Genomic DNA, 14,843 nt, shown 5'->3' with positions numbered 1-14,843 from the left:
GCACTATCGGCTACGGCGCGCGACTTTCCACGCCGTGGTGACCAGCGGAATCTGCAACGGCAGCCGCAGCAGCGTGCCGATCTTCAGCGCGGGAGATGCCTTCTCGCTGCGGGCCGCGTCCACGGCCATCTGCACGTTCGCGGGAAACACGACGACGAACAGCAGCGCGGCGAGTCGTCCGCCGAGCCGCCTGGTGCGCGGCGCCGCGAGCGCGGCCGCCACACCGAATTCGGCGACGCCGGAGACATAGGTGTAGTCGCGCGCCCGGCCGGGCAATGCACGGGGAATCGTCGCGTCGAAGAATTTGGGCGCCACGAAGTGCATCACTCCGGCGCCGAACAGTAAGGCTGCCAGCAGCAGCGCGGGCCGTCGGCCCTCGTCGGTGGTCGGTCGAATGTCTGCCATGGGTAGTCACCCTGGCATTCACCGAGTGTTCGCGTCGAGTCCGAGCGGTGCGACGCGGACCCGGTAGGCTCCCGTGCTGTGCCGGAGGGAGAAACAGTGCCGGAGGAAGACCGCGGCGAACGGGCGAGCGGGTGAGTGCGATGCTCGGTGATTTCGGAGACCGCGCAAGGGTGGGCTTGTCGACCCGTCCGGACTTCGCGCTGGTCGGTGTGCTGCGCATTCCGGAGACGCAGATCAGTCCATGGGTTTCGCTGAGCCGCAGGATCGCGTTCGCCATCGCACTGCTGTTCACCGCGGCGACCGTGGTGTATCTCGGGCGGGCGGGCTACCGCGACAACACCGGCGGCGAACTGTCCTTCCTGGACTCGTTCTATTACGCGACGGTGTCGCTGTCCACCACCGGCTACGGCGACATCACCCCGGCTTCGCCCGAGGCGCGGCTGGCGAACATCATCATCATCACCCCGCTGCGCATCCTCTTTCTCATCGTGCTCGTCGGTACCACCATCAGCGTGCTGACCGAACGATCTCGCCAGTCATTCAAGATTCAGCGTTGGAGGCGCAGCGTGCGTAATCACACCGTGGTCGTCGGATACGGCACGAAGGGGCGCACCGCCATCGACGCCATGCTCGGCGACGGCGTGCAGCCCGCCGACATCGTGGTGGTCGACACCGACATGGTCGCGTTGGAGCGCGCCGCCAACGCGGGCCTGGTGACCGTCAACGGCTCGGCCACCCAGTCCGACGTGCTGCGACTGGCCGGCGTGCAGAACGCCGCGTCGGTGATCGTGGCGGCCAACCGCGACGACACCGCGGTGCTGGTCACGCTGACCGCCCGCGAGCTGAACAAGAAGGCCAAGATCGTGGTCGCCATCCGCGAGGCCGAGAACATTCACCTGCTGCGCCAGTCCGGCGCCGACTCGGTGGTCGTGTCCTCCGAGACCGCGGGCCGCCTGCTCGGCATCGCCACCACCACACCGACCGTGGTGGAGATGATGGAAGACCTGCTCACCCCCGAGCAGGGTTTCGCGGTGGCCGAGCGCGAGGTGGAGCCGAGCGAGATCGGCGGCTCGCCAAGGCATCTCAGCGACATCGTGCTCGGCGTGGTGCGCGACGGCGACCTGATCCGGGTCGGCGAGCCGGAGGTGGACGCGATCGAGGCGGGCGACAAGCTGCTCTACATCCGCCGCACGGCGAAGTGACGCCGTCCGGAAGTAGTCTCGAAGCGTGTCATTTCAGCTGAACGCCATCCCCCTGCTGTCCCGCGCCGCGGTCGATCGAGCCGAGGAGATCCGCGCCGACGAGAAAGCGCTCGAGGAGGGGTGGGCCAAGGCCGGGCTGCTCCGCATCACCCGGCGGGGGCAGGTGCGCTTCGAGGGCGGTGCGCTGGTACTGGACGCGGCCGTCGAACTGTCCGCCGAGCCGAATCCGGCGGCGGTGTTCCTCGGCGTCGCCGAGGGCAGGCACCTGTGGGCGGTCCGCGACAACGAACTCACGGGCGAACTCACCGACCTGCGCGTCGTCGCGGGCGAGCTGGACGACTTCACCGCCGGACTGCTCTCCACCGCGATGGCGCTGCTGAACTGGCACGACAAGTCCGCTTTCAGCGCGTACGACGGTTCGGCGACGTCGGCGGCCAAGGGCGGCTGGTCGCGGGTCACCGAGAGCGGTCACGAGGAGTTCCCGCGCATCGACCCGGCCGTCATCGTCCTGATCCACGACGGCGGCGACCGGGTGCTGCTCGCTCGCCAGCACGCCTGGCCGAATACCTTGTTCTCGCTGCTCGCCGGTTTCGTCGAAGCGGGCGAGTCGCTGGAGCGCTGTGTGGCGCGCGAGATGCGCGAGGAGGTCGGCCTCGACGTCCGCGACATCCACTACCTGGGCAGTCAGCCGTGGCCGTTCCCTCGGTCGCTGATGCTCGGCTTCGCCGCGGTCGCCGACCCGGAGCAGCCGCTGACCTTCTCCGACGGCGAGATCGCCGAGGCGCACTGGTTCACCAGGGCCGAGGTGCGCGAGGCGCTCGCGGCCGGGGATTGGTCCGGCCAGCGCGAGGGCGTGCGACTGCTGCTGCCGGGCTCCATCTCGATCGCGCGCACCATCGTCGAATCGTGGGCGGCGCTCGACTGAGCGTCAGGCCAGGGCGGCGAGGGTCTGCTTGACGGTGGCCAACGACGGGTTGGTCGCCGTCGAGCCGTCCGCGAACTTCACTGTCGGCACCACGTGATTGCCGTTGTTGACGCTGCCGACGAACTCGGCCGAGGCCGGGTCCTGCTCGATATCGATCTCGACATAGCTGATACCGGACTCGTCCAGCTGCTTCTTCAACCTGCGGCAGTAGCCGCACCAGGTGGTCGAGTACATGGTCAGAACGGGGTTCACGTCAGTCACGGATCCATTCAACGCTGTACTACCTCGTCCTGTTCCACGATGTCCGGTATTTCGCGGGTGCGGACGGCGGCGGCCGGTTGTCGGACCGTGCTGCCATGATGGTGCCCGTGCCCGCTATCGACCTCGACGCCCTGGACCCCGAACAGGCCGCCGCCGTCCGGGCGCCGCGCGGGCCGGTCTGCGTGCTCGCGGGCGCGGGCACCGGCAAGACCCGCACCATCACGCATCGCATCGCGCATCTCGTGTCGGCGGGGCACGTCAAGCCCGACCAGGTGCTCGCGGTCACTTTCACCGCGCGCGCCGCGGGCGAGTTGCGCGGCCGGTTGCGCGCGCTCGGTCTCGGCGGCGAGGCGACTCGAGTGCAGGCACGGACTTTCCACGCCGCGGCGCTGCGCCAGTTGAAGTACTTCTGGCCGCAGGTCGTCGGCGACGTGCCGTGGCGGCTATTGGATGGCAAGTTCGCGGTGGTGGCGCAGGCGGCGCACCGGGCCGGGCTGAGCACCGCGACCGAGAGCGTCCGCGACCTGCTCACCGAGATCGAATGGGCCAAGTCGTCGCTGCTCGCCCCGGAGGACTATCCGGCCGCGGCCGCCAAGCAGCACCGGGAGCCGCCGTACGCCGCGGCGCGGGTGGCCGAGGTCTACGCGGGCTACGAGTCGCTGAAGGCGTCCGCGGACGGCCTGCTGCTCGATTTCGACGATCTCCTGCTGCACACCGCCGCCGCGCTGGAGGACTACCCGGCCGTCGCCGACGAATTCCGCGGTCGCTACCGCAGTTTCGTCGTCGACGAGTACCAGGACGTCACGCCGCTCCAGCAGCGGGTGCTCGACGCCTGGCTCGGTGATCGCGACGATCTGACGGTCGTCGGCGACGCGAACCAGACGATCTACTCCTTCACCGGCGCCACCCCCAGCTACCTGCTCGACTTCTCGCGGCGTTTCCCGGACGCGACAGTCGTCCGATTGGAGCGCGACTACCGTTCGACGCCGCAGGTGGTGTCGCTGGCCAATCGGGTGATCGGCGCCGCGCGCGGCCGCATCGCGGGCACTCGGCTCCAGCTGATCGGCCAACGCCCGGACGGTCCGGAGCCGGAGTTCACCGAGTACGACGACGCACCGGCCGAGGCGGCGGGCGTCGCGAACGAGATCAAAAGGCTGATCGCGGCGGGCACCCCCGCGGCGGAGATCGCCGTGCTCTATCGCATCAATGCCCAGTCCGAGGCCTACGAGCAGGCGCTCACCGAGCGCGGCATTCCTTATCAAGTGCGCGGCGGCGAGGGATTCTTCCAGCGCGCCGAGGTCAGGCAGGCCGTGCAGGCGCTGCGCCAGGCCGCCGCCCGCGATGATCTGCCCGATCAGTCCCGGCGCGGTGCGGCCCTGGTCACCTTGGTTCGGGCGGTGCTCGCCCCGGTCGGCCTGACCGCGACCGAACCCGCGGGCGCGCAAGCCCGCGAGCGGTGGTCGTCGCTGGTCGCGCTGGTCCGGCTGACCGAGGAACTGGTCGAGCACGACGCCGACCTGGAGCTGCCCGGCCTGCTGGGCGAGCTGGCCGCCCGCGCCGAGGCCAGGCACCCACCGACCGTGCAGGGCGTGACGCTCGCCTCGCTGCACGCGGCCAAGGGTCTGGAGTGGGACGCGGTCTTCCTGGTCGGGCTCGCCGACGGCACGCTGCCGATCGCGCACGCGCTCGCCGACGACGGCTCGGTCGGCGATCAGGCCGCGCTGGAAGAGGAACGCAGGCTGCTGTACGTGGGCGTGACACGGGCGCGCGAGCATCTGCGGCTGTCCTGGGCGCTGTCGCGCGGTGAGGGCAGCAGGCGCACCCGCAGGCGTTCCCGTTTCCTCAACGGTCTGGTGCCCGACGATTCCCCCGCGTCGCGGATCGCGGCGTCGACCGGGCGTCCCGAGCACAACGGGATACGCCCGTCCTGCCGGGTCTGCGCGAAGCCGTTGATCGGCACCTACGCCACCATGCTGGGCCGTTGCCGCCGCTGCCCCGCCGAACTGGACGCGGCGCTGTTGGCGGCGCTGAAGGAGTGGCGCGCCGAAAAGGCCGAGGCACTGCGGGTTCGGGAGTTCGTGGTGTTCACCGACACCACGCTCACCGCGATCGCCGAGCAACTGCCCGCCGACGACCGTGCACTGGAAGCGATCCCGGGCATCGGGGCGAAGAAGATCGTCGACTACGGGGCCGACGTGCTCGCGATCGTCGCGTCGCGAGTCCGGTCGACATCACAAAACCGCAGGTAGAAAATAGGTTGTCGGTTCCGTCGACATTGCATATGGTGGGAATCACGCACCGGGAGGGCATTCCGGCGCGCGAAACTGAACGACACAACGAGAACAGGAGGGAGGCAGACCAATGAACGGCATCAACAACTTCGGCGCCATCGGCGTTGCGGTCGATATGTCCATGTCGGCCTCCCGGGGGATCCTCGCTTTGCAGGGGATCGGTCTGTCCTCGGTAAGTGTGTGCGGTTTTGGTACGCCGGCGACGATTTCGCCGGCGCATCGGCCGATTCACACCCTTCTCCAGGACAAGCCCAGCGGGGGCTGGCAGCCGACCGCCAATGCGGCCGTCGGCGTCGTCGCTCGCGAAGCCGGCTATGAGCCGGCGGCCGAGCCCATGGCAGACATCGATCTGCTGCCGGCAGCACGCCTCCGCACCGCACACCCAGCGACCGTGATCAGGAATCGACACAGGTGTCGACCTAGGTAGGGGATCCACCCCAGACCTCCTGGCCACGGCTCGCACGAAGCGAAACCGTGGCCAGTACTTTTAAGCGGCCCTTCAGCCGTTTGCCACCGGTTTCGTGGACAACTAACGAACCGCTGCAAACCGAACTGAAGGAGAACAACGTGTTCCCCGCAGAGAGCTGGCCGCAGGCCACCGCTGTCACCCGGGAGGTCACCAAGGTCCTGCCCTGTCGAGCCGGAGATCCCGATCTCTGGTTCGCGGAGAGCCCGGGCCAGCTGGAGCAGGCCAAGGCGCTGTGCGCGTCTTGCCCGATCCGCAAGGGCTGCCTGACCGCGGCCATCGATCGGCGCGAGCCTTGGGGCGTATGGGGCGGTGAGATCTTCGACCAGGGTGTCGTGATCGCCCGCAAGCGTCCGCGCGGTCGTCCGCGCAAGGTCGCGGTTCCGGCGTGAGAGCCGGGCCCTGGCCTCTCCTCCCTCCGGTCGCTGAGGCCCAACCGTCCGATCCGGACCCCAACCGGGCCCAGGAACGAGAAAGCAGACGAGCCGCTCACCTCGAGATCAGGTGGGCGGCCCGTTTGCGTTGTGGGGGAGTGTTTTTCGCGCCGGTCAGCTGGCCGAGCGTTCGTCGCGCAGGCCGGGCAGCCAAGTCGTGGCCAGCTGCATGAACGGCACCTCGGCGTCCAGCTGGGCCAGGATGCCCACCGAGCCGCCGAGCACCCGGAAGATCATCACGTGTTCGGCCGGAAGTTGCAGCGCCCGAGCCGTTTTCATCTCCGCGCTGGTGAAGTCGGTCGCCTTGCCCGCGACGCGCTGCATCCACCGGCGGGTGAAGTGGAACGAGTCGGTCTTGATCGGATCGGCGAACGGCCGCAGATAGTCGGCGATTTCCCGATGGGTGACGGTGCGGCCGGGGATCACCCATCCGTTGTCGTACATCAACTGGGTCAGCCCGTCGTAGTCCTCCTCGACGGCCATCGCCAGCATCCGCCCGAGAATCTCGGGGAAACCGTTGGGCAGCGGCGCGCACGCGCCGAAATCGATCACGGCCAGCCTGCCGTCGGCCAGCGCCATGAAGTTGCCCGGATGCGGATCGGCGTGCAGCAGTCCGACGGTCTCGGGCGAGGAGAAGTGAAAACGGCCCATCAGCAGCGCTACCCGGTTGCGCAGGGTCACGGTGCCCTCGGGATCGTCGGCGCCCGCCTTGATGATCTGGGACACCGGAGTTCCCTCGAGCCATTCGGTCACGATCACCTTCGGCGCGGAGGCCACCACCTTCGGCACCACGATCTCCGGGTGTCCATCGAAGGCCTTGGCGAACGCACGCTGGTTCGCGGCCTCGTTGCGGTAGTCCAGCTCCTCCTCGGTGCGCTCGGTGATCTCGGCCAGGATCGGCTTGACGTCCGCGCCGGGGATCACCGAGGAGATCAGGCCGGTCATCCGCGACAACGTCTTGAGGTCGGCGCGCAGCGCCTCGTCGGCGCCCGGGTACTGCACCTTCACCGCTACGGTGCGACCGTCCGACCACTCCGCCTTGTGCACCTGTCCGATGCTCGCCGAGGCGGACGGTGCGTCCTCGAAGGAACGGAAGCGCTGCCGCCACTGGGTGCCGAGTTGCTGATCCAGCACCCGGTGCACCGTCTCCGCTGGCATCGGCGGTGCGGCGGCCTGCAACTTGGTCAGCGCGTCGCGGTAGTGCTCACCGAACTCCTCGGGAACCGCGGCCTCCATCACACTCAGCGCCTGCCCGAACTTCATCGCGCCGCCCTTGAGCTCGCCCAACACGGTGAAAAGCTGTTCGGCGGCCCGCTGGTTCAGCTGCGCGCTGATCTCGCCCTTGTCACCGCCCGCGAGCCTCTTGCCGAAGCCGACGGCGGCCCGACCGGCGATACCCAGCGGAATCTTGGCTAACTTGGCGTTTCGGGACGAGCTACGGCGCACGATCTCAGACACCTCCCCATCATGGCCGAAGCACCCGGAGCTTTGCCATGGCAATTGCGAGTTTTCGATCTCACGTTGCGCTTCCCGAGCCGATCGTGCGACAACCACAGGCGACGTGTGGCGCCCAGTACCTTCGCTGGAGCAGGTGCGAATCGAGGTCCAACTCGAGCGTGGCGTCCAGCGTCGCGGGAGGTCGGCGCGGCGAGCAGTCGAGGATCGCCTCGAGTTCGCCGAGCGCGAGCGCCGCCGTCGCCGCGATGGCGGCGGGCGAGGCGTGCCCGACCCGGCCGAGCAGCTGGGCGGCGAGGTGGGGCCACTCCGCGTCGTAGTCGACCCGCGTCAGGTCGGCGCAGCGCAGGCAGCTGGTCTCGCCGGGCAGGACCAGCGGACCGACGACACCCGTTCCGTCGCGCACGCGCACCGGGAGATGCGGAATGCGGTGCAGCACAAGTTCGCTCGCCAGACGCGGGTCGGTGACCACGGTGTCGGCGAGCACCACGAGATCGTCGGCGCGCGGTCCCGTGACCACGGCCTCCGGTGCGTCCCCGCGCGACCGCACCGGGCGGATGCCGACGCGGCGCAATCCCGCCGAGATCGCGTCCGAGAGCGGGCCGAGGCCGTGTACCCGCACCGCGCGGATCGGGCCGGGACGATCTCGCGGCTGCACCAGTAGCCCCGCGGCATCGATCTCCTCCAGCAGCGTGACGGCGCGTTCGGCGGCGACGCCGTTGCGGCCCGCTTGCCACAGGATCTGCGGCCGCGTTCGCAGCCCATCGAGCAGACGGAGGAAGCCGAGCACGGCCTGGGTGTCCAGCTCCGGCGGTTCGAGGAGCAGTGCGCGTTCCGGATCCCAGCCGAGCTGGACCACCCCGGACGGGCGAACGAGGATCGTCACCCGGGGATGCAGCATCGGGCCCTGCGGGCGCAACGTGGTCATGGCAAGCAGTATGCGCACCACGCCCCACGCGAACGGGCGCGAAACCGGTGGTTATCCACAGGAATTCGCGCTGTTCACAGGGGAATTCTCAGGACTTGTCGTCGCCCTTGTTCAGGTCCGGTCCGTCGCCGCCCTCGCCCTCGGCCTCCGCGCGCTCGCGCGCCTCGGTCTCGGCCAGCTGCGCCAGCGGGTCGTCGAACGCGGTCGTTCCGCCGCCGATGACCGAGTCGATGAAGCCCGCGGGGGTGTCCAGGTCCTCGGAGTCGGGCAGCAGGTCCGGATGCGCCCAGACGCCGTCGCGGGCGTCGATACCCGCGTCGGTGGTCAGCCGACGCCACAGCTGCGCGGCCTCGCGCAGCTTGCGCGGCCGCAACTCCAGGCCGACCAGCGTGGCGAAGGTCTGCTCGGCGGGCCCGCCGGTAGCGCGGCGGCGGCGCAGCGTCTCGGCGAGGGCGCCCGCGCCGGGCAGCCGGTCGCCGACCGCGTCGGTGACCACGACCTGCACCCAGCCCTCGATCAGGGCGAGCAGCGTCTCGAGCCGTTCCAGCGCCTGCTTCTGCTCCGGTGTGGTCTGCGGTTCGAACGCGCCCTGCGCCAGGATCTCCTCGAGCTTCGACGGGTCGGTCAGCGACATCGGGTCGATGCCCTGGGCGGCCTGCTCGAGCGCGGAGAAGTCCATCTTGATGCCGCGCGCGTAGTCCTCCACCGCGCCGAGCACCTGCTGACGCAGCCACGGCACGTGCGCGAACAGCCGCTGGTGGGCCGCCTCCCTGGCCGCGAGGAACACCAGGATCTCGCTCTCCGGCTGTTCCAAGCCCGCGCTGAACTCCGCGATCGCGGTGGGCAGCAGCGCGCCGGTGCCGGTCGGGCCGAGCGGCAGACCGATATCGGTGGAGGTCAGCACCTCCTTGGCCAGCTGGCCGAGCGCCTGGCCGAGCTGCGAGCCGAACGCGAGACCGCCCATCTGGCCGAGCATGCCGACCATCGGCGCGGCGAATTCCCTGGCCTCCTCGGGTAGTTGCGCGGTCCACATGCCCGAGATCTGCTCGGCGACCGGGTCGCACAACCGCTTCCAGGTGGACAGCGTCTCCTCGATCCAGTCGTTGGCCGTCCACGCCACGGTCTTCGTCGCGCCCGCGGGCAGCGTCGTCGCGTCGTCGAGCCAGAGTTCGGCGAGGCGCGCCGCGTCGGCCACCGCCTGCTGGGTGCTCGCCGAGACGGGCGTCACAGCCGAGCCGAGCTGCTGGCGCGCCAGACGCTTGGCGACGTCGTAGTTGACCGGACCCGCGGACGCGCCGCCGGGTTGTCCCATGCCACTGAGCATTTGACCGAGCGAGGTCAACATCTGGCCGAGCTGCGCGGGATCGAATCCGGCCGCGCCGCCGCCGATCGGGAAGCCGAACGGATTGTTCGCCCCGGGACCGTTCGGCTCTTCGCCGCGCTTGCGCGGGTCATCGTCGTCACGGTTCGAGAATCCGAACGGGAAGTCAGTCATGCCTCTAACGTTACGCGCGGACAATCGGCGCGTGACGTGGGCGGCCCGTGCTCGACCAGCTGGCACGCCCTTTACGCGCACAGCGAACGACCGCGCGGCGCGCGCACGGATTCCGCGCCTGCACCGTCCGCCGCCGTGGAGGATCACTATGGTGGGCGGGGTGAATCGTCGGATCCTCACCCTCCTTGCCGCGCTCGTTCCGGTGCTCGTGCTCGGTGTCATCGGCACCGTGGTCAAGGTGCCGTTCGTCGCGCTCGGACCCGGGCCCACCTTCAACACGCTCGGCGAGGTCGACGGCAAGCAGGTCGTCGACGTGGTCGGCGCCGAACTCGATCCGGCGAGCGGGCACCTGAACATGACCACGGTGGCGGTGCGCGACGGACTGAACTTGTTCGAGGCGTTCGGCTTCTGGGTCAGCGGCCAGCACGGTCTGGTCCCGCGCGCCGAGGTGTATCCGCCCGGCGTGCCGCGCGAGGAGATCGACAAGTCCAATCAGCAGGAGTTCAAGGACTCCGAGGGCAATGCCGAGGTCGCGGCGCTGCACTACCTGAAGCTGCCGACCGTCGTGCTGATCCGCAATGTCGGCGACGACGCTCCCGCCAAGGACGCGCTGCGCCCCGGCGACGAACTCGTCAGCGTGAACGGCGCGCCGATCACGACGCCCAAAGACCTGGTCACCGCGGTCTCCACGCAGCCGCCGGGCAGCCAGTTGACCGTGGTGTTCCGCCGCGACAACGCCGAGCAGACCGCGACCATCACCCTCGGCGCGCGCCCGGACGATCCGGCCAAGGGCTACCTCGGCGTCACCCCGGGCGAGGGCGCGCTGCCGCCCATGCAGGTCACCTTCAACCTGGCCGACATCGGCGGCCCGTCGGCGGGACTGATGTTCAGCCTCGCCCTCATCGACAAGCTGAGCCCAGGCGACCTGGACGGTGGCAAGTTCGTCGCGGGCACCGGCACCATCGATCAGGACGGCGCGGTCGGCCCGATCGGCGGCATTCAATACAAGATGATGGCCGCGCGCGAGGCGGGCGCCGAGACCTTCCTGGTGCCCGCGGCCAACTGCAACGAGGCCAGGCAGCGCACTCCCGAAGGCTTGCGCCTGGTCAAGGTGGAGACCCTCGAGGGCGCGGTGCGGTCGCTCGAGTCGATGAACGCGGGCGCCGAGGCGCCGAGCTGCGGCTGATTCCGCGGCTGATCAGTCCAGCGTGTGGTGCAGCGCCTCGATGAGGTTCGGCGCCAGGTTCGGGTAGGTCCGCAGGTCGAGGTCACCGAAATCGTCCTCGTCGTCCTGCGGGCGCACCTGCAACAGCGACAGCGACGCGCCGTCGCGCAGCACAGCGGCGAACAGTCGCGCCTCGCGACGGCCCGGGTGCGCCTCGGCCGCGGCGCGGGCCGCGGCGTCGGCGGCCTCGTGGTCGGCGAGCAGCGGTGCGAGCGCGTCGTCGAGGGTGCTCTCGGCGTCCGGCGGCAGCACCACGATCTCCTGCACCAGCACACAACCTTTGACGGCGGGCGGCCAGCTCGTGGTGGCGAGGAATTCGTCGAGCGCCATCGAACCGCCGGTGATGTCGTCGGGCAACGGCTCCTGCGCGATCGGAGTCAGCTCGTCGCCCTGGTCGATCTGATCGAGCAGGCCGGGTTCGGCCGCGACCAGATCGGCGGTCGGCACCAGCGCGAACATCTGCGGCGGACGGCCCCAGCCCTCGGCGTCGGCGAACTCCGCGACTTCCCGGACGGCGCGGGACAGGACAAGCTCGGCGTGCAGATCGGCGTTCACGGTGGACATCCTCGCATCACCACCGCGAGCCGATCGGCGAAGCCACCGAAATCGATTCCGGCGAGCTCACCGAGGCCACACACGACGTCGCGATGTCCGTTTCCGTAGAGTGGGCGCCAGACGGTCCGCGAGGACCGAACCGCAACGTCGGAATGCGGCGCACCGACCGAATATGCCGGTTGGGCGCCGCCGGACCCTGGAGAGTGGCACCGTGGGCATGCGGCCCCCAACCGGCTTACCTTCGTTGTCCCGACGCAGCCGCGTGCTGCTGGTGGCGGCCATCATCCTGGCGGCGTTGCTGCTGTTGGGGCCACGGCTGACCGATACCTATACCAACTGGCTGTGGTTCGGTGAGGTCGGTTTCCGCGACGTGTATCTCACCGTGCTGCGCACCCGCATCCTGCTGTTCCTCGCGGTCGCGGTGTTCGTCGGTCTCGTGGTCTGGCTCGCGTTGCTGCTCGCCTATCGGACGAGGCCGGTGTTCGTGCCTGCCGCGGGGCCGAACGATCCGATCGCGCGCTACCGCACCACCGTGATGAGCAAGCTCAAGCTGTTCGGCATCGGCATCCCGGTGCTGCTCGGTCTGCTCTCCGGCCTGGTGGCCCAGTCGAACTGGGTGACGGTGCAGCTGTTCCTCAACGGCGGCTCGTTCGGCGAGACCGATCCTCAGTTCGGCCTCGACGTCGGTTTCTACGCCTTCGATCTGCCGTTCTACCGGATGGTGCTGAACTGGCTCTTCGTCGCGGTGGTCATCGCGTTCTTCGCGAACCTGGTGACGCACTACATCTTCGGCGGCCTGCGGCTGAGCGGTCGCGAGGGCACGCTCACCAAGCCCGCGCGCATCCAGCTCGCCGTGCTCGCCGGAATCTTCGTGCTGCTCAAGGCGATCGCCTACTGGTTCGACCGCTACGAGCTGCTCTCCAGCGCGCGCAAGGAACCCACCTTCACCGGTGGTTCGTTCACCGACATCAATGCGGTGCTGCCCGCCAAGCTGATCCTGCTGTCCATCGCGGTGATCTGCGCGCTGGCGTTCTTCGCGGGCATCGTGCTGCGCGACCTGCGCGTGCCCGCCATGGCCGCCGCGCTGCTCGTGCTCTCCTCGATCCTGGTCGGCGCGGTGTGGCCGCTGGTGGTCGAGCAGTTCTCGGTGCGCCCGAACGCCGCGGACAAGGAGTCGGAGTACATCGAGCGCAACATCGCCGCGACCAGGCAGGCGTTCGGCATCACCGACGACAAGGTCGATTACCAGAACTACAAGGGCGACGGCACCAAGAACCCGCGCGACGTTCCCGCCGACCGCACCACCATCTCCAACATCCGGCTGCTCGATCCGAACATCCTGTCGCCCACCTTCACTCAGCTGCGCCAGCTGAAGAACTTCTACGGCTTCCCCAACCCGCTCGACATCGACCGCTACACCATCGACGGTGAGGTCCAGGACTACATCGTCGCGGCGCGCGAGCTGGAGCCGCAGAGCCTGAAGGACAATCAGACCGACTGGATCAACCGGCACACCGTCTACACCCACGGCAACGGCTTCGTCGCCGCCCCGGCCAACCGCATCAACAAGGCCGCGGCCAAGGACGCGACCGTCGCGGGCAGCAGCGACAGCGGTTCTCCGGTCTTCGACGACGGCCCGCTGAGCTTCGTCAGCGACATCTCCACGCCGCAGGACCGCCAGGCCATCAAGGTCGACCAGCCGCGCATCTACTTCGGTGAGCTGATCTCCCAGTCCGACGCCGACTACGCCATCGTCGGCGCGGCCGGGCAGCCCGCGCGCGAATACGACCTGGACAACGTGCAGTACACCTACACCGGTTCCGGCGGCGTGCCGATCGGGTCCTGGTTCAACCGGCTGGCCTTCGCCGCCAAGTACGCCGAGCGCAACATCCTGTTCTCCGGCGCCATCGGCGACGACTCGAAGATCATCTTCAACCGCGATCCGCGCGAGCGGATCGAGAAGGTCGCGCCCTGGCTGACCGCCGACGGCAACGCCTACCCCGCGGTGGTGGACAAGCGCATCGTCTGGATCGTCGACGCCTACACCACGCTGGACAACTACCCGTACGCGCAGAGCACCTCGCTGGAGGGCGCGGTCGAGGACAGCGTCGACAAGAAGACCGGACGGCTGCTGCCCCGCAAGGAGGTCAGCTACATCCGCAACTCGGTGAAGGCCACCGTCGACGCCTACGACGGCACCGTCACCCTGTACGAGGTCGACTCCGCCGATCCGGTGCTGAAGGCCTGGCGCGGGGTGTTCCCGAACGCGGTGAAGCCGGAGGGCGACATCTCGCCGGAGCTGCGCGCGCACTTCCGCTACCCGGAGGACCTGTTCAAGGTGCAGCGCGAGATGCTCAGCAAGTACCACGTGAACGATCCGCGAGAGTTCTTCACCAACAACGCGTTCTGGTCGGTGCCGAGCGATCCGACGATCGAGGGCGGCACCTTCAAGCAGCCGCCGTACTACGCGTTGGTCGGCGACCCGAAGAGCGGACGGCCCGAGTTCAATCTGACCAGCGCCATGGTCGGCTTCAACCGGCAGTACCTGTCGGCCTATATCTCGGTGAGTTCGGATCCGGGGAACTACGGCAAGTTCACGGTCTTGCAGCTGCCGACGGATTCGCAGACGCAGGGTCCGCAGCAAACGCAGAACACGATGACCATCAACGACGAGGTCTCGCGCGACAAAACGCTGTTGCAGGGTTCCAACAAGATCAAATATGGCAATCTGCTCACCTTGCCGATCGCCGACGGCGGCATTCTCTACGTCGAGCCGCTGTACACCGAACGCAACAGCGGACCGAACACCTCGACCTTCCCGCAGCTGGCCCGCGTGCTCGTGAGCTATCGCGATCCCGCGACCGGGTCGGTGCTGGTCGGCTACGAGCCGACGCTCGCCGCGGCCCTCGACAAGATCTTCCCCGGCAGCGGCAGCGCCGCGACGGCGCCGGGAGTCGAGACGCCGAACCAGCAAGGAACGACCCCGCCGCCGAACCAGGGGTCGACCCCGCCGCCACCGAACGCCCAGGGCACCATCCCGCCGCCGCCGAACGCGAAGGACGCGGCGGTCCTGGAACTGGACGCGGCCCTGCGCAATGTGCGCGACGCTCAGCGCAGCGGTGATCTCGCCAGTCTCGGTGCGGCGTTCAGCAGGTTGGAGCAGGCGATCAAGGCGTACGAAGCCAGCGGTCGCTGAGCCTG

13 protein-coding genes are annotated in these 14,843 nt (G+C 68.9%); 7 read left to right on the top strand and 6 right to left on the bottom strand.

Translation table 11 applies throughout. From position 1 onward, the window contains the following. Nucleotides 1–3 precede the first annotated feature (3 nt). Nucleotides 4–405 (bottom strand): DoxX family protein, encoded by a 402-nt coding sequence (locus T333_RS10375; RefSeq protein ID WP_355003903.1) that lies wholly within the window; start codon nt 403–405, stop codon nt 4–6. A gap of 140 nt (nt 406–545) precedes the next feature. Between T333_RS10375 and T333_RS10370 the strand changes: the two genes are divergently transcribed. Continuing rightward, on the top strand, nt 546–1,607 hold the full coding sequence (locus tag T333_RS10370) for a potassium channel family protein (RefSeq protein ID WP_355003902.1): 1,062 nt from the start codon (nt 546–548) through the stop codon (nt 1,605–1,607). Between the two features lie 25 nt (nt 1,608–1,632). Further along, nucleotides 1,633–2,532, top strand: a complete 900-nt coding sequence (gene nudC / locus T333_RS10365; RefSeq protein ID WP_355003901.1) for an NAD(+) diphosphatase — start codon at nt 1,633–1,635, stop codon at nt 2,530–2,532. A 3-nt stretch (nt 2,533–2,535) separates the two neighbouring features. On the opposite strand, the gene T333_RS10360 is transcribed toward nudC, so the two are convergent. Then, nucleotides 2,536–2,766, bottom strand: a complete 231-nt coding sequence (locus tag T333_RS10360; protein WP_067789586.1) for a mycoredoxin — start codon at nt 2,764–2,766, stop codon at nt 2,536–2,538. 122 nt (nt 2,767–2,888) lie between these two features. On the opposite strand from T333_RS10360, the gene T333_RS10355 reads away from it, so the two are divergent. The 3 genes from T333_RS10355 (at nt 2,889) to T333_RS10345 (ending at nt 5,942) form a co-directional block, all read left to right on the top strand. Further along, nucleotides 2,889–5,042, top strand: coding sequence for an ATP-dependent DNA helicase UvrD2 (locus T333_RS10355; RefSeq protein ID WP_355003900.1), 2,154 nt, complete (start codon nt 2,889–2,891; stop codon nt 5,040–5,042). 112 nt (nt 5,043–5,154) lie between these two features. Then, the gene (locus tag T333_RS10350; RefSeq protein ID WP_355003899.1) at nt 5,155–5,511 is read left to right on the top strand and encodes a hypothetical protein; all 357 of its coding nucleotides are present in this window, start codon (nt 5,155–5,157) and stop codon (nt 5,509–5,511) included. A 140-nt stretch (nt 5,512–5,651) separates the two neighbouring features. After that, nucleotides 5,652–5,942: a WhiB family transcriptional regulator gene (locus tag T333_RS10345; RefSeq protein ID WP_355003898.1), complete on the top strand. Its 291-nt coding sequence runs from the start codon at nt 5,652–5,654 to the stop codon at nt 5,940–5,942. A 156-nt stretch (nt 5,943–6,098) separates the two neighbouring features. On the opposite strand, the gene T333_RS10340 is transcribed toward T333_RS10345, so the two are convergent. From T333_RS10340 to T333_RS10330, 3 genes are all read right to left on the bottom strand, one after another. Then, nucleotides 6,099–7,442 (bottom strand): ABC1 kinase family protein, encoded by a 1,344-nt coding sequence (locus tag T333_RS10340; RefSeq protein WP_355003897.1) that lies wholly within the window; start codon nt 7,440–7,442, stop codon nt 6,099–6,101. 58 nt (nt 7,443–7,500) lie between these two features. Continuing rightward, a complete protein-coding gene (locus T333_RS10335) occupies nt 7,501–8,367 on the bottom strand; it encodes a hypothetical protein (protein WP_496424336.1) in 867 nt (288 codons plus the stop codon). A gap of 88 nt (nt 8,368–8,455) precedes the next feature. Continuing rightward, nucleotides 8,456–9,862 (bottom strand): zinc-dependent metalloprotease, encoded by a 1,407-nt coding sequence (locus tag T333_RS10330; RefSeq protein ID WP_357256271.1) that lies wholly within the window; start codon nt 9,860–9,862, stop codon nt 8,456–8,458. Nucleotides 9,863–10,022: 160 nt separating this feature from the next. Here T333_RS10330 and T333_RS10325 point away from each other — a divergent pair, with 160 nt between their 5' ends. Next, a complete protein-coding gene (locus T333_RS10325) occupies nt 10,023–11,048 on the top strand; it encodes a YlbL family protein (protein ID WP_357256272.1) in 1,026 nt (341 codons plus the stop codon). Nucleotides 11,049–11,060: 12 nt separating this feature from the next. Here T333_RS10325 and T333_RS10320 read toward each other — a convergent pair whose 3' ends face one another. After that, on the bottom strand, nt 11,061–11,651 hold the full coding sequence (locus T333_RS10320) for a PPA1309 family protein (RefSeq protein WP_067789502.1): 591 nt from the start codon (nt 11,649–11,651) through the stop codon (nt 11,061–11,063). A 202-nt stretch (nt 11,652–11,853) separates the two neighbouring features. On the opposite strand from T333_RS10320, the gene T333_RS10315 reads away from it, so the two are divergent. Beyond that, nucleotides 11,854–14,838 (top strand): UPF0182 family protein, encoded by a 2,985-nt coding sequence (locus T333_RS10315; protein ID WP_496424335.1) that lies wholly within the window; start codon nt 11,854–11,856, stop codon nt 14,836–14,838. Nucleotides 14,839–14,843 lie beyond the last annotated feature (5 nt).

Source organism: Nocardia sp. CNS-044, assembly GCF_059570515.1.
The sequence above is the reverse complement of the archived record's forward strand: the minus strand, read 5'-3'. Positions and strand labels throughout refer to the sequence as shown.

Coding starts and splice junctions, on each gene's coding strand:
- T333_RS10375 (WP_355003903.1), bottom strand. CDS start 405: ATGGCAGACATTCGACCGACCACCGACGAGGGCCGACGGCCCGCGCTG.
- T333_RS10370 (WP_355003902.1), top strand. CDS start 546: ATGCTCGGTGATTTCGGAGACCGCGCAAGGGTGGGCTTGTCGACCCGT.
- T333_RS10360 (WP_067789586.1), bottom strand. CDS start 2,766: ATGTACTCGACCACCTGGTGCGGCTACTGCCGCAGGTTGAAGAAGCAG.
- T333_RS10355 (WP_355003900.1), top strand. CDS start 2,889: ATGATGGTGCCCGTGCCCGCTATCGACCTCGACGCCCTGGACCCCGAA.
- T333_RS10350 (WP_355003899.1), top strand. CDS start 5,155: ATGAACGGCATCAACAACTTCGGCGCCATCGGCGTTGCGGTCGATATG.
- T333_RS10335 (WP_496424336.1), bottom strand. CDS start 8,367: ATGACCACGTTGCGCCCGCAGGGCCCGATGCTGCATCCCCGGGTGACG.
- T333_RS10330 (WP_357256271.1), bottom strand. CDS start 9,862: ATGACTGACTTCCCGTTCGGATTCTCGAACCGTGACGACGATGACCCG.
- T333_RS10320 (WP_067789502.1), bottom strand. CDS start 11,651: ATGTCCACCGTGAACGCCGATCTGCACGCCGAGCTTGTCCTGTCCCGC.